The sequence below is a fragment of the Nocardia transvalensis genome, assembly GCF_015477765.1.
In the GTDB taxonomy this organism is placed as follows: Bacteria; Actinomycetota; Actinomycetes; order Mycobacteriales; family Mycobacteriaceae; genus Nocardia; species Nocardia transvalensis_A.
In genome coordinates, this window is the sequence record NZ_JADLQQ010000012.1 from 248,785 (window position 1) to 265,844 (window position 17,060).

At 64.7% G+C, this 17,060-nt stretch carries 13 protein-coding genes and 2 pseudogenes; 9 read left to right on the top strand and 6 right to left on the bottom strand.

The features are described 5' to 3' along the window. Nucleotides 1–473 precede the first annotated feature (473 nt). The 3 genes and pseudogenes from IU452_RS31395 to IU452_RS31405 all read left to right on the top strand — a co-directional run. Nucleotides 474–661 (top strand): annotated as a pseudogene (locus tag IU452_RS31395) (trehalose-phosphatase); the annotation flags it as partial. Between the two features lie 506 nt (nt 662–1,167). Then, a complete protein-coding gene (locus tag IU452_RS31400) occupies nt 1,168–2,661 on the top strand; it encodes an MFS transporter (RefSeq protein ID WP_195112812.1) in 1,494 nt (497 codons plus the stop codon). 221 nt (nt 2,662–2,882) lie between these two features. Next, nucleotides 2,883–3,032, top strand: a complete 150-nt coding sequence (locus IU452_RS31405) for a hypothetical protein (protein WP_195112813.1) — start codon at nt 2,883–2,885, stop codon at nt 3,030–3,032. Between the two features lie 147 nt (nt 3,033–3,179). On the opposite strand, the pseudogene IU452_RS31410 reads toward IU452_RS31405, so the two are convergent. After that, nucleotides 3,180–3,557, bottom strand: a pseudogene (locus tag IU452_RS31410) (methyltransferase domain-containing protein); the annotation flags it as partial. 998 nt (nt 3,558–4,555) lie between these two features. Continuing rightward, nucleotides 4,556–5,224, bottom strand: coding sequence for a hypothetical protein (locus IU452_RS31415; protein WP_195112815.1), 669 nt, complete (start codon nt 5,222–5,224; stop codon nt 4,556–4,558). A 689-nt stretch (nt 5,225–5,913) separates the two neighbouring features. Between IU452_RS31415 and IU452_RS31420 the strand changes: the two genes are divergently transcribed. After that, on the top strand, nt 5,914–7,065 hold the full coding sequence (locus IU452_RS31420) for an SMI1/KNR4 family protein (RefSeq protein WP_195112816.1): 1,152 nt from the start codon (nt 5,914–5,916) through the stop codon (nt 7,063–7,065). Between the two features lie 5 nt (nt 7,066–7,070). Continuing rightward, nucleotides 7,071–7,874: a hypothetical protein gene (locus IU452_RS31425; RefSeq protein ID WP_195112817.1), complete on the top strand. Its 804-nt coding sequence runs from the start codon at nt 7,071–7,073 to the stop codon at nt 7,872–7,874. A 484-nt stretch (nt 7,875–8,358) separates the two neighbouring features. Here the strand turns inward: IU452_RS31425 and IU452_RS39345 are convergent, their stop codons facing one another. After that, nucleotides 8,359–8,694, bottom strand: coding sequence for a DUF664 domain-containing protein (locus tag IU452_RS39345; RefSeq protein WP_324192934.1), 336 nt, complete (start codon nt 8,692–8,694; stop codon nt 8,359–8,361). A 179-nt stretch (nt 8,695–8,873) separates the two neighbouring features. Between IU452_RS39345 and IU452_RS31435 the strand changes: the two genes are divergently transcribed. After that, the gene (locus tag IU452_RS31435) at nt 8,874–9,983 is read left to right on the top strand and encodes a helix-turn-helix domain-containing protein (protein ID WP_195112819.1); all 1,110 of its coding nucleotides are present in this window, start codon (nt 8,874–8,876) and stop codon (nt 9,981–9,983) included. A 1,591-nt stretch (nt 9,984–11,574) separates the two neighbouring features. On the opposite strand, the gene IU452_RS31440 is transcribed toward IU452_RS31435, so the two are convergent. Beyond that, a complete protein-coding gene (locus IU452_RS31440) occupies nt 11,575–11,721 on the bottom strand; it encodes a hypothetical protein (RefSeq protein ID WP_228819063.1) in 147 nt (48 codons plus the stop codon). 233 nt (nt 11,722–11,954) lie between these two features. After that, on the bottom strand, nt 11,955–13,727 hold the full coding sequence (locus IU452_RS31445) for a right-handed parallel beta-helix repeat-containing protein (RefSeq protein WP_195112820.1): 1,773 nt from the start codon (nt 13,725–13,727) through the stop codon (nt 11,955–11,957). Between the two features lie 166 nt (nt 13,728–13,893). Between IU452_RS31445 and IU452_RS31450 the strand changes: the two genes are divergently transcribed. Next, the gene (locus tag IU452_RS31450) at nt 13,894–14,640 is read left to right on the top strand and encodes a TetR/AcrR family transcriptional regulator (RefSeq protein WP_324192936.1); all 747 of its coding nucleotides are present in this window, start codon (nt 13,894–13,896) and stop codon (nt 14,638–14,640) included. A gap of 267 nt (nt 14,641–14,907) precedes the next feature. After that, nucleotides 14,908–15,288 (top strand): GNAT family protein, encoded by a 381-nt coding sequence (locus IU452_RS31455; protein WP_324192937.1) that lies wholly within the window; start codon nt 14,908–14,910, stop codon nt 15,286–15,288. A 206-nt stretch (nt 15,289–15,494) separates the two neighbouring features. Here the strand turns inward: IU452_RS31455 and IU452_RS31460 are convergent, their stop codons facing one another. Next, a complete protein-coding gene (locus tag IU452_RS31460; RefSeq protein ID WP_195112822.1) occupies nt 15,495–15,932 on the bottom strand; it encodes an SRPBCC family protein in 438 nt (145 codons plus the stop codon). Nucleotides 15,933–16,311: 379 nt separating this feature from the next. Between IU452_RS31460 and IU452_RS31465 the strand changes: the two genes are divergently transcribed. After that, complete coding sequence (locus IU452_RS31465) at nt 16,312–16,824, top strand: DUF2199 domain-containing protein (protein ID WP_195112823.1); 513 nt, start codon at nt 16,312–16,314, stop codon at nt 16,822–16,824. The last annotated feature ends 236 nt before the right edge of the window (nt 16,825–17,060 follow it).

A 17,060-nucleotide genomic window follows, 5' to 3' on the forward strand; every position in this document is an offset into this window, starting at 1 on the left:
CGAGCGGCCGCTGCGCTTCGGGGTGTGATTGGGCCGGGACTCGCTAGCGGTGCGGCTGGTAGCAAATCCCCTGGCGGTCATCGTGTTTCCTAGAGGGCATGGCGGGGGGTGGTGAAGAATGGCGCCTGTTTCCTGGAACCGTGACAAGGCGAGGTCTCGGTGACCAAAGTGCTGTTGGTTCACAGACCCGCCAGGGTGCGGTCGACGGCATTTCCATCGGCGAGCCCTTCGATCTCGACAGAATCGACTATGCGCTCGACCGCGCTGAGGTAGCCGGCCGCGCCATCACCGACCAGCTCGACCAAGCGATCGCGGACCTCGCAGAAACTGGTGCCACCACCGCAGCGCTCGGCTCCGCCCGCTCCCGTACCGACGACGCGTCCGAGGGGGAAACGTCCGATACGACGGTGGGGGATTCCACCTGGTCATCCTTGCCTGCCGATCTGTATCGTGCCTTGTCAGCGGTGGCTCGCATGCCGCGGCTATTGGTTCCTTCGGACTACGACGGGACTGTCGCGCCCATCGTGTCCGATCCGGCGAAGGCCTATCCCATCGGAAATCGGTGAGCGCGCTGCGTGCGCTCACCGGCCTCACCGCCACCACGGCGGCCGTCATCTCCGGCCGGGCATTGCGTGACCTCGCGGCGCTGTCCCGGCTCCCGGTAGCGCACGTTCTGCGGCGCGTCGATCTCGTCCCGCAGACCGCGCGACCAGCGGCAATAGCGGATGTTTGTTTCGGGTGAGATGCCCGTGACAGCGTCGTATCTAGTGACGTCTTGGTCGCTGTCTGCGGGCGCAAGGGAGCAGTGGCACGCGCGTCCTTGCCGAGAACGTCCGCGTACCCGGTGTGCGCGGAACTCCGGGGATGTCGTATCGTGGTCGAGTCTGCATCGAAGTTTCCTTCGATGGCAGGCGCGGAGTTCCTATTGCTTCTGTAGTGGATTCGAGGTGGTGACTTATATCCCAGGCCATGTAGCCGTCCGCATTCCCCCACGTCCTGATTTCTGAACGTGTCTGGGGCGGACGTCGCGCTGGCCTGAGTTGCGTCACCCAATCTTGCTTTTCCATTTCCCGGGTGCAGCTCTGCCGACTGCCCCTGGTTTGGTGTTGTCCGGCCCCTGGTGTGGTTGGCGGTGAGCTCCCCGGTTCCTGAACCAGGAGTCCTATTGTGAATTCCCCCGCGCTCGACAATGAGCCCGAGCAATCCCCTGAGCCCTCGACACGTACCCCATCCGGCGCGTCGTCGAAGATGACGACGGCCGCCAGGGTCGCCCTCGCGGTCGTGCTGACCGGCGAACTCATGAGCATCCTCGACGATTCGGTCGTCCTCACCGCCATCCCTACCCTGCAACAGTCGCTCGGTGCTGGACCGGTCGCGGTGCAGTGGCTGACGGCGGGCTACGTGCTGACCTTCGCCCTCGGACTGATCACCGGTGGCAGGCTCGGCGACCTCTACGGCCGGCGTAAGACCTTCCTCCTCGGCACCGCCGGGTTCACCCTCGCCTCGCTGCTGTGCGGTATCGCGGCCGGGCCCGGCATGCTGATCGCCGCCCGCGTGCTCCAAGGCGGAGCCGCCGCCGTGATGATCCCGCAGGTCCTGGCCACCCTCCACGTCACCTTCGACGGCGAAAACCGCAGCAGAGCCTTCGGTCTCTACGGAGCCGTCCTGTCGATGGGCAGCGTCGCGGGTCCGGTCCTGGGCGGCGTGCTCACCGAGGCCGACCTGTTCGGGCTGTCCTGGCGGCCGATCTTCCTGATCAACGTGCCCGTCGGGCTCGCCGTGATCATCCTCGGGCACAAGTTCATCACCGAGTCGACCGCGGCGAAGGCCGACCGCCTCGACCCCGCCGGCATGCTGTTGTCCGCGATCGCGATGGCGCTGATCGTCATCCCGCTCACCGAGGGCCACACTCACGGCTGGCCGCTGTGGTGTTTCGCCATGCTCGCCAGCGGTCTGCTCGTGCTCGGCGTCTTCGTGCGCCACCAGCAGCGCCGCAAGAACGATGCCCCGCTGGTGGCGCTGTCGCTGTTCAAGAGCAACCAGTTCTCCGGCGGTCTGTCCGCGCAGCTGACGCTGGGGCTGCTGTGCGGGCTGTTCTTCATGACCTGGAGCCTGTACCTCCAGCACGGCCTGGGCATGAGCCCGCTGATGGCAGCGCTGGCCTTCGTGACGCTCGCCCTCGGCGAGCTGGCCGGTGCAATGACCGCGGCGAAGACCGCTGGACGTTTCGCACGTCGCCTGCCCCAAAGCGGCGCTCTGAGCGCCCTCGCCTCGCTCACGGCCTACGCGCTCCAGATCAGCGGGCAGGCCGAGCCGGCCCTGCTCGCGATGACGGTCCCCGTTCTGCTGCTCGGGTTCGGCCTCGGCATGATCGGCGGACCGATCGCCGACCTGACTCTGGCGAAGGTTCCGCACGAGAGCGCCGGTTCGGCCTCGGGCCTGTTCAACACCGCGCTCCAGCTGGGCTACGCCCTAGGTATCGCGCTGACCGGCCTCGTGTTCTTCTCTGCCACCGGCGACGCACCCACGAGCGCGCTCAACCGCGACGCGTTCACTGGCGTGCTGTGGTGGGTCGGTGGCACCTTGACCGTGATGTGGGCCTTCATGTTCTGCCTGCCCCAACGCGCGAACAGCAAAGCCGAGAATTCTGCCGGGCAGTGACATCGGTCGTATCGGGTCACCACTGAGGGGCGTACTGAAATGCCGGGTAGGCCCGGCGCATTGCTGCGCCGGGCCCCCCGAAGAACCGGACGTGCACGGTTTCCATGCATCCGGCTCGAGCAAGCCCGTGGCGGGCTGATGAGGTGTCGGGCTGCCGGGAGTGGCAGCGTGTGTGGTTGAGACGGAGTTCGGATTGATCCGATGCTCGGTCCCGTAAGGTGATGGCGTTCTTGGTGATCGCCTTGCGGGTGGTCGGCGTGCAGGAGCAGCTCGCCGCAGCGGGCGCAGTGACCGTGCTGGTTTGCAGCAGCCGCAACCTGGTGCTGTCGACGGGCAGGCGTATTCCTTTGCGCCGCCGGGTGTTCCAGTAATCGGCAAGGGCGGGGTCGTCGGGTGATGCCAGCGCACAGCTACGCCAATCGATCCGGAGAGAGCTTGCATGGCTGGCCAACGCGGGACCAGCGGCATAAAGGAGATGTTCCGGAGCCAGACTGCCTGGCATCGGCGGCCGGCTCGAGCTAGTCGGTCAGTGCCATCCCTACGGTGGCGACGATCGTCTGTGTCATGCGGAATCGATTGGAGCGCTGATGGATGTCGATCGTGAACCCGCTGTCGGTGAGCAGGTCGACCAAGCCGTTTCCGCACACTTCACGGGCATGGCGCGGCTCCAGGGCCAGGAGGTATGCGTCCATCAGCAAACCGGTCAGCGCGGGCCGGTCCAGGTCGACGATCACGATCCGGCCGCCAGGGCCGAGTACCCGCGCGGACTTACGTATAGCGTTGGCGCGCAACGCTGTCGGGACCTCATGCAGGCCGAACACCGACATGACAGTATCGAACGAGTTGTCCGGATAGGGCAACGCTGCAATGTCGCCCTGGACCAGTGACATTGGCGGTTTCCGAACGAGATAGCTTGCGGCGGCCGACCGTGATCATCTCGGGTGAGATCCACGCCGACGGCCTGCACCTCGGGGTGCCTGCGGGCCAGGAGCCGTGAGGCGTATCCGGTCCCGGCGCACAGTTCCAGGACCCGCCCGACACCGCCCAGCTCGACGTGACGGACCAGTTTCTCATGCGGTCGCCCCGGTAGGAGTGGATTGACGATCTCGAGGATCTCCCCGGCAAGTGCAAACTTCACGCGATTCCCCAATGCGGACATGGACGTTAGGTTAGGCGACCCTAATCCGCGCGTCCAGAGGGCCTTGCGAAGTGGGTGCCTCACAGAAATCGGCATAGAAATACGTTTAGTGCATCGGTTGCCTGGACGTGGGGAACGTCCTACTTATGGGCGAGCGGTTTTCATCCGATGCCCGGATCCATCTCTGGCCCCGGCCCGTAGAGGTCCTTCCAGAGTTGTGGTGTGGGTAGCAGCGTGCCGTTCGGCCTGCTGTCGTAATCGCTGGGAACGTCCTGGGCGCGAGGCCCTCTCAGGAGACCGCGAGAAGCGTTGCAGGTGTGGGCTGTTGACTGCGGGGCCTGGCCTCGGTACAGGACCGCGGGCGCGACAGCGCTGAGGCCGGGCAGGGATCGATACGGTGTGTCGACCCTGCCCGGCTGTCGTAAACAGTTGGGATTGCTCGTGGTTCGAGCCCGTCCGCACGACCGGACGCCCTGTTATTCGTGAGCCTTGAGTTCTTGAAAAGACTGGAGTCGGCGCCGCTGACGTTTCCGCATGTGCCAGGCAGCGACTTCGCGGGCACGGTCACCGAAGTCGGTGCCTGATCGGTCAGACGCGGTATCACGGCCTTGGGGTCGACGCGGTGCCGAACTGGTGCGCGGCGATGACGGCGCGCCAAGTGCCATCGGCCACAACGTGTGGGTACCTGCTCTGAAAGTGATACTTACGCAGCGGTATTGCCTTGCCGCGCCGTCCCGAAGTCGGATCCGACCGGAGTTACGGACCGACGGTGATCATGTGCCCCGGGTCGGCGGGGTTGTTCACAAAGAAGGTGGCTGACACCCTGTCCCATGAATCCCCCGTCGGACAGGAGGCGTCACCGGTTGTCCGGTTCGGCACCGTATCGAGGACCGTCATCGACGGCAGCGACTGCAGGCCGCCGTTGTTGACGCTGTTGGTGTAGGTACCGGCGACCGTCGCGGGCCCGTCCGGCGCGTATACGGTGGTGCAGTTCACAGCCCCGCTGGTTGTGATGGTCACTCCCCCTTGGGGAATGACCAGACCGGCGGCGATCGGTGACCCGTTCTGTGCCGCAATTCCCCAGTTGCCGGTGGTTGTTACGTTGACGGTGCGACCGGACTGGTCGGTGGTGCATTTGCCCAGGGTCAGGGGCCCGAGCGAAATGGTCACCGGTCCGCTCGAGTTCTTGTTGTTCGGTGCCGCGGGAACGGAACCGCCACTGGTCGTGCCGGTATAGCAATTGACGGTCGAGGTGCCCGTCCCGAAGACCACCGCACCATTGTTCGCGGTTGCGACACCGGCTCCGGCCGGGCTGACCGTGGTCGAGCTGTCGGCCCGTGCCGGACCGGCGCCGACCGCCATCGCGGCCGCGGTACAACTCACCGCGATCAGGGCCGCCCGTGCGTAGAACAGTTTTCCGAACATTACGAAACTCCTTCGAGCGATACAACAGCGAGTCAACGACATTCCCGCGGATGCCCGAATCACCTACTCCGCATCGACGACGAACTCTTCGACACGGCTGGTGATCTCGGCCCCGGCCGAAACCGGCGGCATGGTGGGTTCGCGAATGCTCATGTTCGATAAATCGGTGCGGTAATCAGATCGGGGTGTCACGCCCCTTGGTCGATCATCGAACGCCTGGTTTGTCCGGTAAAGCCCCTATAACGTTGGGGTTACCAGTTCTCGAGAACCGGTTGATGGAACCGGCATGCTCCGGTATACAGATGCCCGATCGGCGTTCTTGCACAACGACATCGGGCCGTCGGAAGGCGTCACCGCTGAACGTGGAGGCTCCTGCCGGTCGGTTGAACCAACCCGACGATTACGGCCTTGGCCGTCGGGGCTGACTCCGGCGTAGTGATCGCGATATTGTCGGTGGTCGATCAGTGCGGCGAGCAGGTCGCGGTCAGGATTATTCGAGCAGATCCGGAACGTTTCAAGCTCGCCCACTGGTACGTACTCGCTTGTGGTGCAAGGATTGTCGTCGGATCGGCGGTGGTTGGTCGATGGTCGGCGCCGAGGTCCCCCAGTCGCTCGAAGGGATATAAGGGGTTGCCCGTGAGGCAGCGGCGGAGTCGGCATGTCGTACCTCCGTGGCAGCATGCTCGACCATGAGTTGGAAACCGTTGTTGTCACGCTGGAGTGAGGAGTGGATCCGCAGTCGCGAACCCGGCCAGGAGGATCCGGAGATCCTGCGCGACGGTTGGCTCGGGTTCGCCCCGGCAACCGAGGACGCGGTCGCGGCGGCCGAGGTGCGGATCGGGCGGAGGCTGCCCCCGTCGTACCGCGAATTCCTGCTGACGACCGATGGCTGGCGGCACGCCGATTTCGTCGACCGCATGCGGGACACTTCCGATATCGGCTGGTTGCGTGACATCGAACCGTTCTGGGAAGCGTCCTGGAAGGACCTCTGCTACGAGTATCCGGCCCCCGAGAACGGCAATCCACTGGGCCGCGGGCTGCTGATCTCGCGCGAGGCCGACGCCGGGATCCTGTTCCTCGATCCGGGTGATGTCGACGCGGCCGGGGAGTGGGCCGCCTACGAACTGTTCGCGTGGGGTGAAGGCCCCATACGGTTCCCGTCGTTCGCCGCGCTGATGGAAGACCTCTACGCCTCGTTCCACCGCTTCGACCATCCAGAGGGCGAGACCCGCGACAGCTGGGACGTCACGGTCGAGCAGGCCCGCCGCGCCGCGCTCTCCGGTGCGGTGGACGCGGCGGAGCAAGCGCTGGAACAGGCCGAGAAGTTCGGCCGTGACCGCGCCACCGTGCTGCGGGCGCAACTACAGCTGTTCCTCGCACGCGACCACATGTACACCAGGCAGTCGCTGAACCGGTGGGTGGGTTCGGCGCCGGAATCCGCGGATTTTCCCGACGATCCGCTGTTCACCGCGGAACTGCTGCCGGTACTGTTCGCCGACCACATCGCGAACGCGCGCCCGTTCCAGGGAACGGTCCTGCAAATGGCGATGCACGACGAGCGCACCCACCTCGTCATCGGCGAGTATCAGGCCAGGCTGCGGCGCGGCGGTCCCTCCTTGGATTTCGGCAATCCGGAATTCGACGCCTCGATCCGGCAGGCGCTGCGCGAGCATGCCGACGATTCGGACGCACTGTGGGAAGCGGTGTGCGCGGCGCTGGTGCGGTGGCGACCGCGTACACCCGACCACATCGCGCCGATCGTGCTGCTGGCCGACCCCACCCTGGCCGAGACGCTCACCCCTGAGCGTGGCCGCGCCCTGCTGGCCCAGCCGAGAGGGTGACCGCCATGGAATTCCCGAGTCGTCACGATATGGCGATGGCGTTGATCATCGATGCCTGCGGTGACCGCCACGACTTTCCCGACGGCGATGTCCTGGTGGCGACGGAAATCGAGACCGACGAGTCCGGGCACACCATCAACATCAGCCGGATCGCCTGCCGGGCCTGCGGAATGATCAAGGCGTCCAGGTGGCGGCAACCTGGCCCCGCCGAACGGGCCCGAGGTTTCACGGCTCTGGGCGGATACGAGTACCCCGAGCCGGGAGACGTCCCCGGCATCGTCGACCGCGCGCGCGAGATCACCGACGCGGAGTACGTCAAATACCTTGCCGCACGCGGCTTCGGCGACATTCCGCCCTACTACGCTCCGCATTGGCGCGCGACCACCGAACGGCACGATTTCGTGCTTCGCATCCGCGCCGGTCAGTTCTTCCTGCTCGAATGGCCGAACAAGATCGGCGAAATCCTCCCGATCCCACCGTATGCCACCTCCGCCGATCTGATCGACGCCGTCCCCGGCGCGGCCCTGTGCTGGGCGCCCGTCGACGACGGCGAGATCGCGGTAACCGTCGTCACGGCACCCGAAGACCCCGGCCTCGACCGCTCCTACCCGCACATCGCCGAGTTGAGCTGCCGATTCCACACCGGCGGCGTCTACCTGTGTGAACTTGCGGGCCGCAACCACGAACTGCCGCCGCTGCCCGCAGGCTACGGCGACTACCGGCTGCGCTTGCATACAGGCGATTCCGGTTGCCTGCTCCAGATTTGGAGTCACCCCCGCACGAAACCCCTGGTCCACCCGGCGACGTGACTGCACCTTCGGTAGGGAGACGTCGGTGACGAGGATGCGCTGCGGTCGTTCATCCCCGAGCGGGTCGTCGCGACGGTCGAAGCGCCCGAAGCAGGTCTGAGAGTGGACTTCCCGAACGGCGCGATCGCGCTGCGTCCCGCCTACGACGAACTCGTCTCCCCGGAGATCGCTACCCTCTCTGGGTTCGTCGACAGAGCGTGGATGTGTTGGCGTCCGGGCGAGGATGCTTTCGAATACTTCCACTGACGTACTTCCTCGAAGGCCGACCATCGGCACGCACATCGGCATTACCGCGCATCGGAAGGCCTTGCTAGCCAATCAATCTGAACGACCGACCAACGCGCGCCCAGCGGCTACCCGAGACTCGAGGCAGGACCGGTTCCCGGCCAGGATCTGGTCCAGGTGCCCGGTGAGGCGCTCTCCCCGCGGCTGCCCACCGTCTCGGTCACATACGTTGTGCCATAACCGGAGTGATTCGTCCACGTCAGCGTCGTCGAAGTTCGGTGCCGTCCGGGGCGTCGGCACGCCAATACACGAACGGGCTATCTGCTCCTGACAGGATGCGGGCGAACCAGCCTAGTTCGACATCGGTCAGATGGCGGACGAGTCCGAGCAGTGACAGCTCTGACGGCTCCACAGCCCGCAAGCGAAGCTGGTCGGCGGTAAGTCCGGAACACTTCCGGGCCAATGTTTCTCGATGAATTCCAGGACGCTGGTGAGCGTCTCGCGTTCTCCGGCAAGTTGATGCGTTTCGGCCTGCTGCGTCGACTCCGCCCGTACATGGTGCCGGGTGCGCGCGAGTGCTGATGAACCTCCGCACGTCGGCGCGGCTTCAGGCGGTCATCAGCCGTGCCAGCCAATCAATCTGGACGGCCGACCAACGCCCGCCCAGCGGCATAAGCGGACGTCGGGTTGCCAGCGTCGGCTTTCGCGTGGGGAGATTGTTCGCTACCCCTGTATGAGATCTTCTGTGTCGCTTACCATTACTGGCAGACTGACATGTGGCGCGAGCCGTTCGGGCCGTTCTGCGCAGCGAGCGAGGGGTGGGGCGCGATGGCGGTGGTGTTGTGGACGAAGGACTCGGGGTTGTCCTACGACGTCTGCCAGGCTTCCCTGGGCGATGAGTTTTCCGCAGTCGACCGGACCGATATCTGGCGCGGCATGGTCGGCGACAATCAGGGCATCGCCAAGACGCAGTTCGGCTCCCCGAAGGACTTCTGGGGAAGGACCTGGACGCAACGGGCTCTGGCCAAATGGGACAGGGACCCCGATCGGCTTCAGCTCATCGAGTTCGCCTCCGGCGCGGCCACCTACGATCGCAGTGACAAAGCCGCGGTGTCGGACGGCGACGACAGCGCCAGGCTCTACATCGCACTCAGCGGGCGGATAAGACTGCTCCAGTCCGACCACGCTGTGGAACTGGGGCCGGGCCAGATGGGTGTCGTCCGTTATTGCCAGGGTGCGCGGGTGTCGTACGACGACGGCTTTCACGGCTATCTGCTCAACGTTCCCGCGTACGCGCTGCCACCTGCGCGTGAACCCCGCGGTCGGTTGGGTTTACGGCCGCGGAACGCCGTGCTGAGAACCGTGCGGCTGCTCGCCGACAATCTCGCCACCGAGCGCCTGGAGTTGGCGGAGGCGGAGTTCATCGCGATCAGCAGAGCACTTGTCGATCTCGTCGCGGGGGCGCTCGACGATCGACGGGCCCCGCAACTGGATGTGCATGCCAGAATTGCCGCGGACGCGCGTCGGCGTATCGAGCTGTACAGCGACGACCCGCACCTGTCGGTGCAGACTCTGGCCGACAGCCTCGGATGCTCACGGCGCCAGCTCGAGATAGCGATCAAAACCGTCACCGGCACGACGCCCGGTGACCAGCTGCGCGAAACCCGGCTGCAGCGAGCCTACGAACGACTTGCCGACCCAAACAACACTCAGGCCGTCGTCGACGTCGCAACATCGTCCGGCTACAACTCCCTGAGCGGGTTCAGAGCCTCGTTCGCGGCCCGGTTCGATATCCAGCCCGGCGAGCTGAAACTCCAGGCCCGGTCGACAGGCCAGTCACCGCCACAACCGAAGCCCCGCACACAAACCACCGATTCCCGCTAGCCGCACCCCTTCGCAGCCTGCGCGCCCCGTCGAGGACAAACGGTCACAACGATCGCCGCGGCGATCGACCCCAAGGGCGCGGCACCCGTCAGCGCGGGGAACGCAGCCCCGCACTTGCTGCGCAAAAACGTCTACGCAAAACCGGTTCCGCCAAAACAGTCGCGTTGAATAGCCTTTTGTGACGGAACCCCTACTGCGGGGTGTGGTTCCGTCAAGAAAAGGGAGGGGACAGCTGCTGCGGCAGAGCCGCCGCAGCAGCTGCTCGCGCCGACCAACGACTCTGGTAGCTCGGAACGAATACAACCGCTGCCGAAGATATTCCGCATCAACTGGCCGATGGCTGGAAGCCGTTGGGCTGAAATACCTATGAAGGTAAGGAGCAAGTTTGTACAAATGCCTCCCGACCACACTTGCCCGATCCTGAGTTGGTCGGCGCGATCCATCCGCCGAAATATCGAATACCGCAGGGGAGGAATACATAATGTTCGGAATCGCAGCAGCAGGGGGTTGCCGCAGTTGTCATGTCAGCCGGTCTCGTGGGGGCCGAGCGTTTCGATGAGCAGCCGCCGACGAGGAGCCCTAAATCCAAGATAGCCACCACGTCCCAGAATTTATCTTGCGAGCTGTACGTGACACGCCCGAAGCACGCGGGGAGTTCGAACGTGTTCGCTCTTGCGGGTGGTACTAATTGCAGTTACATACGTCTCCAAAGCGCCGTCATCCTCCAAGTATTGTGCCCTGCGGGCGAAGAGGATGCAGGGTGGTGCTGGTCCACAGTGGCTGTCGAGGACTTTACCGATGGCTACGGGGAGATTTTCATCAACCCGTGTATCCCCGGGACATATAGAGCGTATGCATATTTCAAGCTCAACGACGTGGATCAAATGCCAGTATTTTCACCATCGGCGAAGATCGACTGCGAGTAATACCTCCGTCGATTCGGAAGCGCTGCGCGCGACTCTCACTCATTACTCAATCATGGGTGAGGGTCTGGCCCGCTACAAGACTGGAGAGTTCGTCGAGACCACCGCGACGATGTAGGCAGTGTGGACCATCACAGGAAAGGGACCGCCTTCGGTGTCGGACCAACGCCGGTCGGCGCGGCTGGTGCGCGGTAATCGGCATTATCGCGCGTTGGAAAGCCTTGTCGGTCAACCAATCTGGACGACTGACCAACGCGCGACCAGCGGCATTTCAGTGCGTTGTATCTGCGATCAGCGGGCGGCGATGTGCGCACCTACTCGAGCGCAGCAGACGCTGAAGCCGCTGTGACGGGGACACTCGATATCGCCAGACGATGGGCAGTAGTAGACATCCGTGCAGCCGCAGTCCCAGGAAACCCGCGTCCATGCCTGTAGAACTCGTTGATCTTCAGAGAATTGCTCGCCCACACGGCCAACCGTACGGCCGGATGACAGCCGAGACGCCCTCACGTACCAGACCGCCTCGGCGTGCCCAGTCCAACAGTCGGGTCACCGCGCCCAAGGACCGCGCGGGTCGCGGCATGACAGGATGTTGAAACATCGAGCCGTGGCCACCAGGTACGACAGACTCGCGGTCCGTTACGAGGCTTCCGTTCTCGTTGCCGCCATCAACGAGTGGCTGTGACGTACTGGTCCGACGACAACTTGAACACCTGTACTCGCCGACCGCAGGTGGGATTGACTGTCTCACGGACCGGATGCATCCCCAGTTTCGTGGCCTCGCCGTACTCGCGGATGAGTTTCTCGATCGTCACGGAGCTGAGTCGTCGCTCGATGTTGCAGGGCACGCGCGGTCGCGGTGCGCGGGGCGTCTGCGTCGGCCGGGGAGTGCCGAGGGTCGTCCGGCATCGATTCTGGCGCGGGTTGATTCAAGTTTGTGCAGGTCAGCCGTTTCGAATAACATGATCGTCGCGGTCGGCAAGTTCACTGGGGTTCAACTGGCCCGACGGATTCCGTTCGTCCACGACGACGATCCAGTTGGCCGGCTTCATCGGTCGACATTGCCACGACGGCGGACGTATCGATCGCCATCGGACAGGCGGTCCGAGATACCGGCGCGGGCCCGGATGCTCATTGTGGCGGCCAGCAGTTCGCGTTCATCGGTGAGGGTGGTGTTGTTCTCGTAGGTGACGCCCTCGGGGACCGTGTCGCTGCCGACCGGGTCGGTGTCCCAGAAATTGCCGCGGTAGACGACGTGGTCCAGTGGCGGGCCGACCTCCAGGATGGCGGAATTGTCCGCGCGGGTAACGACGTTGCCCTCCACTGTCACCCAGGCGGCACCGTAGTCGGTGTAGAGGCCGAAATTGTATGGAGTTCGGACGTTCTCGATGACATTGCCGCTTACCACCGCACCGTTGTCGAAGGAATCTCCCTGTGGGCCCGCGAGATAGATACCACCGCCGTCGGCCAGCACACCCATGGTGCGGTCGGTACGGTTGCGCAGGATGCGGGTTCCTCGGCATGGTCCGGCCATGATGCCGCAGTGCGGGACGTCGGATACCTGGTTGTGTGCGACGGTGCAGTCCACGGTGTCGTGCAGGCTGATGCCGGGTGAGCCGGAGTATTCCAAGCCGATGTGCTGGATCAGGTTGTCCTCGATCAGCGCACCGCGGCCACCGGTGAGCGTGATCGCGGACGCGGCAAGGGTGTCGAAGTCACAGCCGCGGACCGTGAAATTCTCGCTGTCCTCCGAGCCGAGTGCGGTGGCACCGAGCCGGGTGAAGCGGCAGCCCTCGAACGTTATTCCACTGGTTCTGTCGAGCGTCATGCAGGCGGGGATGGTAGCCGTCTCGGTGGGCACAGTCAGCCATTGCCGTCCTCCGACCAGAACCTCGGTGTAGACAGCGCCTCCGTCGTAGTACCCGTTGCCGTGGTAGTGCAGGAAACCTCGGTTCCCGTTGGGCCGCAACCAGGTGGCGTCGGTGAAGATCAGACCGCGGAAGGTCACGTCGCGGGTTCCGGTGGCCCGCAGCAGGGTCTCACAGACCGCGGCCACCACCCGGGTGCCATGCGGGTGTTCGCCGGGGCGGGGAAGGTAGTGCAGCACATGGTGGTGCGGGCGCGATCGATCCAGGACGAAGGTGCCGGGTTCGGTGAGAAAACTCGGGTCGTTCTCCGCTCTGCTCGGCAAGCCGGGACCGGTCAACGCCTGGTATCCGAAGTCGTAGTTGTACAGGTCGACCGCCCAGCCGAAGGCGGGTTGCACCATGGTGATCGCGATCCGATCGCCGTTGCGGGTGACCGCCGCGACGCCGCAGCGGGCCTCCGTCCACGGGTAGATACCCCGGTAGACGAACTCGATCGAAGCGGGGGATTGCCAGCTCAGCGGGGCCTTATCGGTTGTGACGTAACCCGTTTCGGTCCGGTGCACGGTACCGGACAGCCCTGAGATTCCGGCGCGCTCGGCCCGGCGGTCGTCCACGGAGAGCTGACGGGTGTCCAGGTTCCCGACGTCGGCGAGCCACCTGCCGTCCCGTTCCTGCCAACCGGTGATTCTCCGGCCGCCACTGATGCAGACCTGCTCCCGATCGGCGGTGCCGTACCCGTATGCCTGGTAGATGATCCGGTGACCCTCGCGGCCGGAATCGTCTTCGGTGAGTTCGAACGGCTCGGTGAGCACGTACGTGCCCGCCCGCAGGTGCACGACGACCGGCCCGACAGCGCCCTTGGCGGCGATCCGCGCACGTTCCAGAGAGGCGAATGGATGTTGGGCAGTGCCGGGAGCGGAATCGGCACCGGCCGGGGAGACGTGGAACTCCATGGGACCTCATTCCAACGTTTATAGCGTACACATTAGTATACGCATATCACATTGAAGGAGGCGTGCGGTGGCGAAGGGCAGGGCGAAAGACCCGGACGACGGCGTCGAGCTGTTGTGGCGTGAGCGAGCCGATGGGCGGCGATCCGGACTGAACCTGGAGCGGGTTGTGTGCGCCGCCATCGAGGTGGCAGACGCCGAGGGACTCGCACGGCTGTCGATGCGCAAGGTCGCCGACCGGCTGGGCTTCACCACCATGTCGTTGTATCGCCATGTGCCGGGCCGGGATCAACTCGTCGATCTCATGCGGGACGCGGCCTGGGGTGAATTGCCTGCGGCGGAACCCGACAGGGACTGGCGTGCCGCACTGGAAGCCTGCGCACGCCAGGAATGGGAGCTGTACCAGCGGCATCCATGGCTGGCCGAAGGTGGGGGCGCCCGCCATGTACCCGGCCCGAACACTGTGGCGAACTACGAGCGAATGCTGCGCATGGTCGCCGCCACCGGCCTTCCCGCGGCCGATGTCGTCGCTGTGGTCGAGCTGGTCAGCCGCCTCGTCCAGGCCGAGGCGCTCGCCCTGGTGAGAACCGCACGGATCGAGCGCAGCAGTGGCCTCAGCGATGAACAGTGGTGGCGCGCACGTGATTCACTGTTCGCCCGGCTCGATCGCTACCCGACCATCACCGCCCTGGAGCGAGCGGGAGGTTTCGTCCGGCCCGACCCCTTCGAGTTCGGACTGGCGCGGGTGCTCGACGGCATCGAACTCCTCATCGAACGCTGTGATAAAACTTGTGATGAAACGTCGTCTTGTGAAGTATGCGGGAAACCCCTAACCCGGTCATCGATCGGCCGGCCCCGAACCTACTGCTCGCGCGCGTGCCAGCAGCGCGCGTACCGGAAACGCGGCTCGACCTGACCGTAGACACAACCACATTCACCACCCATGACCAGCGACAACCATCCCAGCCCGCTGCCGGTCCAGCTCCGGCCAGAATCCGGCGAAACCGCGGAATCATTCGTGGTCCGCGATGCCGGTCTCCGCTCCGGCTCACGTATCGGCGAGTGTGTCCCATTCGACGCGTAGGGCCTGATCGATGAGAGCTGCGGCGATGCTCGTGACAGCGCTGGTGGTGCCGGTAATGGTGGGTGAGGGATTCAGTTGCGGCTCTTCACGGCAGCAGATGTGGGCTTGATCGTCGAGGCAGGACAGGATCTGTTGATTCCGTTGGTCACGACGGTGGTCTCGGATCTCGAGAACGGTTCGGCGGTAGGGCAGATCGGGCTCTGGCGGCGAGACATCCGTCATGGCAGAGCATCGGCCGGGTACTGGATTGGACCGGCCTATCGGCGCTGGGGTTACGCGGGGCGGGCTCTGCGCCTGCTCAGCTCGTGGGCCGTGACTCTGGAGGAAGTGTCGCGGCTCGAGTTGCATGTCGAGCCATGGAACGAGGGCTCATGGCGCGCCGCGGAGTCGGCCGGATATCAACGTGAGGGCCTGCTTCGCAGCTGGGAGAAGATCGCTGGCGAACCCCGCGACATGTACATGTATGCGCGCCTTCCCTGACCGCACACCACGACGACACGGGCCGCATGCGGCCTGTCGAGATCCGCTTCTCGGCAAGCGCGGACGTCCGCGAGATCAACTGGCGGCCAGCGACTATGACCTACCCCGCACGACCGGAATGCGGCAGTATTGGACGTTCGCGTCCAACCGCACCCCGACCGGTTTCGGCGGAGTCGACCCTGCCTCAGTCGAACAGGGTTCGTGCCTCAGCCCAGGCGCAGTCGCTCGCCGATGGCCCGCAGGCCCGTGGCAAGGACGTGTTCGCTGATGACCGGCGCGAACGATGCCAGCTCGACGCCCTCGGTGGTGAAGTCGGCCCACCACTGGGCGAAGGTCGCGCCGGAATCGGTGACCGGTGTCAGCTCGATCCGAGCGATGTAGTCGCGCACCGGCATGGACGATTCGAGGATCGAGTATTCGAGGGTGAAGTCCGACGGCTCGAACTTCACCAGCCTCTCACGGACGAATCCGTCGGGCAGGGTCAGATAGCGCACCGCGCCGACCGTCCGCGGCTCACCCGATTCGATCCGGCTGTCCCGGATGCCCGGATGGAATGCAGGCAGCCCGTTGAAGTCGTCGAAGAAGGCCCAGACGCGGTCGATCGGCGCTTCGAGGACGGAACTGGCGAACGCGGTGTGTCGCATACCCCGAAGGTAGCAAAACCGGTGCCCGGCAACGATGCTCAGTTGAGGTCGGCCGGGGGGATCTTCGTGACGATGAAGCTGGGCGTCGATTCGAGCAGCGCATCGCCCAGCCAGTCCGAAAACTCGTACTCCAACCCCGTGACAGTCACGGGATCTGTCGATCGGTCGATTTCGGTCCGAGGTCCGTGCACGGTCCGTGCACGCCGGCGACCTCGGGTTCGATGACATGGAATCGGACCGATGCATCCTAGGATTCGCCTGCGTCGATCCACCGGTCGAAAGTGCACTGAAGTCGGCATGAGCGCGCGTTGGAAGGTCGTGCCCGCCAACCGCTCTGGACGGCTGACAGCGGTGGAGGTAGGCGGTTAGATTGTCGGCTGTGTCGACAGGTCTGGGATTCTTGTGCTCGTGCTGCGGTGAACGTCACGATGGACTGCCGTTTGCCTATGGCATTCCCGCGCCGGCCTACTGGGATGGGAGCATGGATGGTTCCCCGGGCAACATCCTCGGCGCGGAGAATTGCGTGATCGGTGGGGAGCATTTCTTCATCCGGGCTCGACTGATCCTGCCGGTCGTGGGCTCCGAGAACGAATTCGTCTGGGGCGTATGGGTATCGCTGAGCGAGTCCAACTATGTCCGCACGACGGAGCTGTGGACCAGCCCGGAGCGGGTGCACGAACCGCCCTGTTTCGGTTGGCTGTCCGTCTGGCTGCCCGGCTACGAACCGACAACCCTGAACCTGAAGGCCAGAGTCCACCAGCAGCCCGTCGGTATGCGTCCCACAGTGGAGCTGGAACCCACCGATCACCCGCTGGCCGTGGAACAACGGACCGGCATCACCCTCGCACGCGTGCAGGCCATCGCCGAACTCATGATGCACCCTCGGCAGTGAGGACGGCCTAATACTCGGTGAACGTATCGAGTTGACAGGCTTGATCTTGGCCCTCCCCTTGTTGGGACTCCGCTGCTGCTTCTCACTGTTACAAAGTCGAACGCGCGGCAATCGGTGCGGCTTCAGGCGGTCATCGCAACGCGTCGTTGAGTGCTTCTGATGGTGTCTTGTAGCCGAGGGTTTGTCGAGGTCGTTGGTTGAGTTCGTCGGCGATGGCGTCGAGGTCGGCTTGGGTG

Bases quoted from the DNA above. Each gene is read 5' to 3' on its own strand.
- IU452_RS31405 (WP_195112813.1), top strand. From the start codon at position 2,883: ATGGCGTTCTTGGTGATCGCCTTGCGGGTGGTCGGCGTGCAGGAGCAG.
- IU452_RS31415 (WP_195112815.1), bottom strand. From the start codon at position 5,224: ATGTTCGGAAAACTGTTCTACGCACGGGCGGCCCTGATCGCGGTGAGT.
- IU452_RS31420 (WP_195112816.1), top strand. From the start codon at position 5,914: ATGAGTTGGAAACCGTTGTTGTCACGCTGGAGTGAGGAGTGGATCCGC.
- IU452_RS31425 (WP_195112817.1), top strand. From the start codon at position 7,071: ATGGAATTCCCGAGTCGTCACGATATGGCGATGGCGTTGATCATCGAT.
- IU452_RS31435 (WP_195112819.1), top strand. From the start codon at position 8,874: ATGTGGCGCGAGCCGTTCGGGCCGTTCTGCGCAGCGAGCGAGGGGTGG.
- IU452_RS31445 (WP_195112820.1), bottom strand. From the start codon at position 13,727: ATGGAGTTCCACGTCTCCCCGGCCGGTGCCGATTCCGCTCCCGGCACT.
- IU452_RS31460 (WP_195112822.1), bottom strand. From the start codon at position 15,932: ATGCGACACACCGCGTTCGCCAGTTCCGTCCTCGAAGCGCCGATCGAC.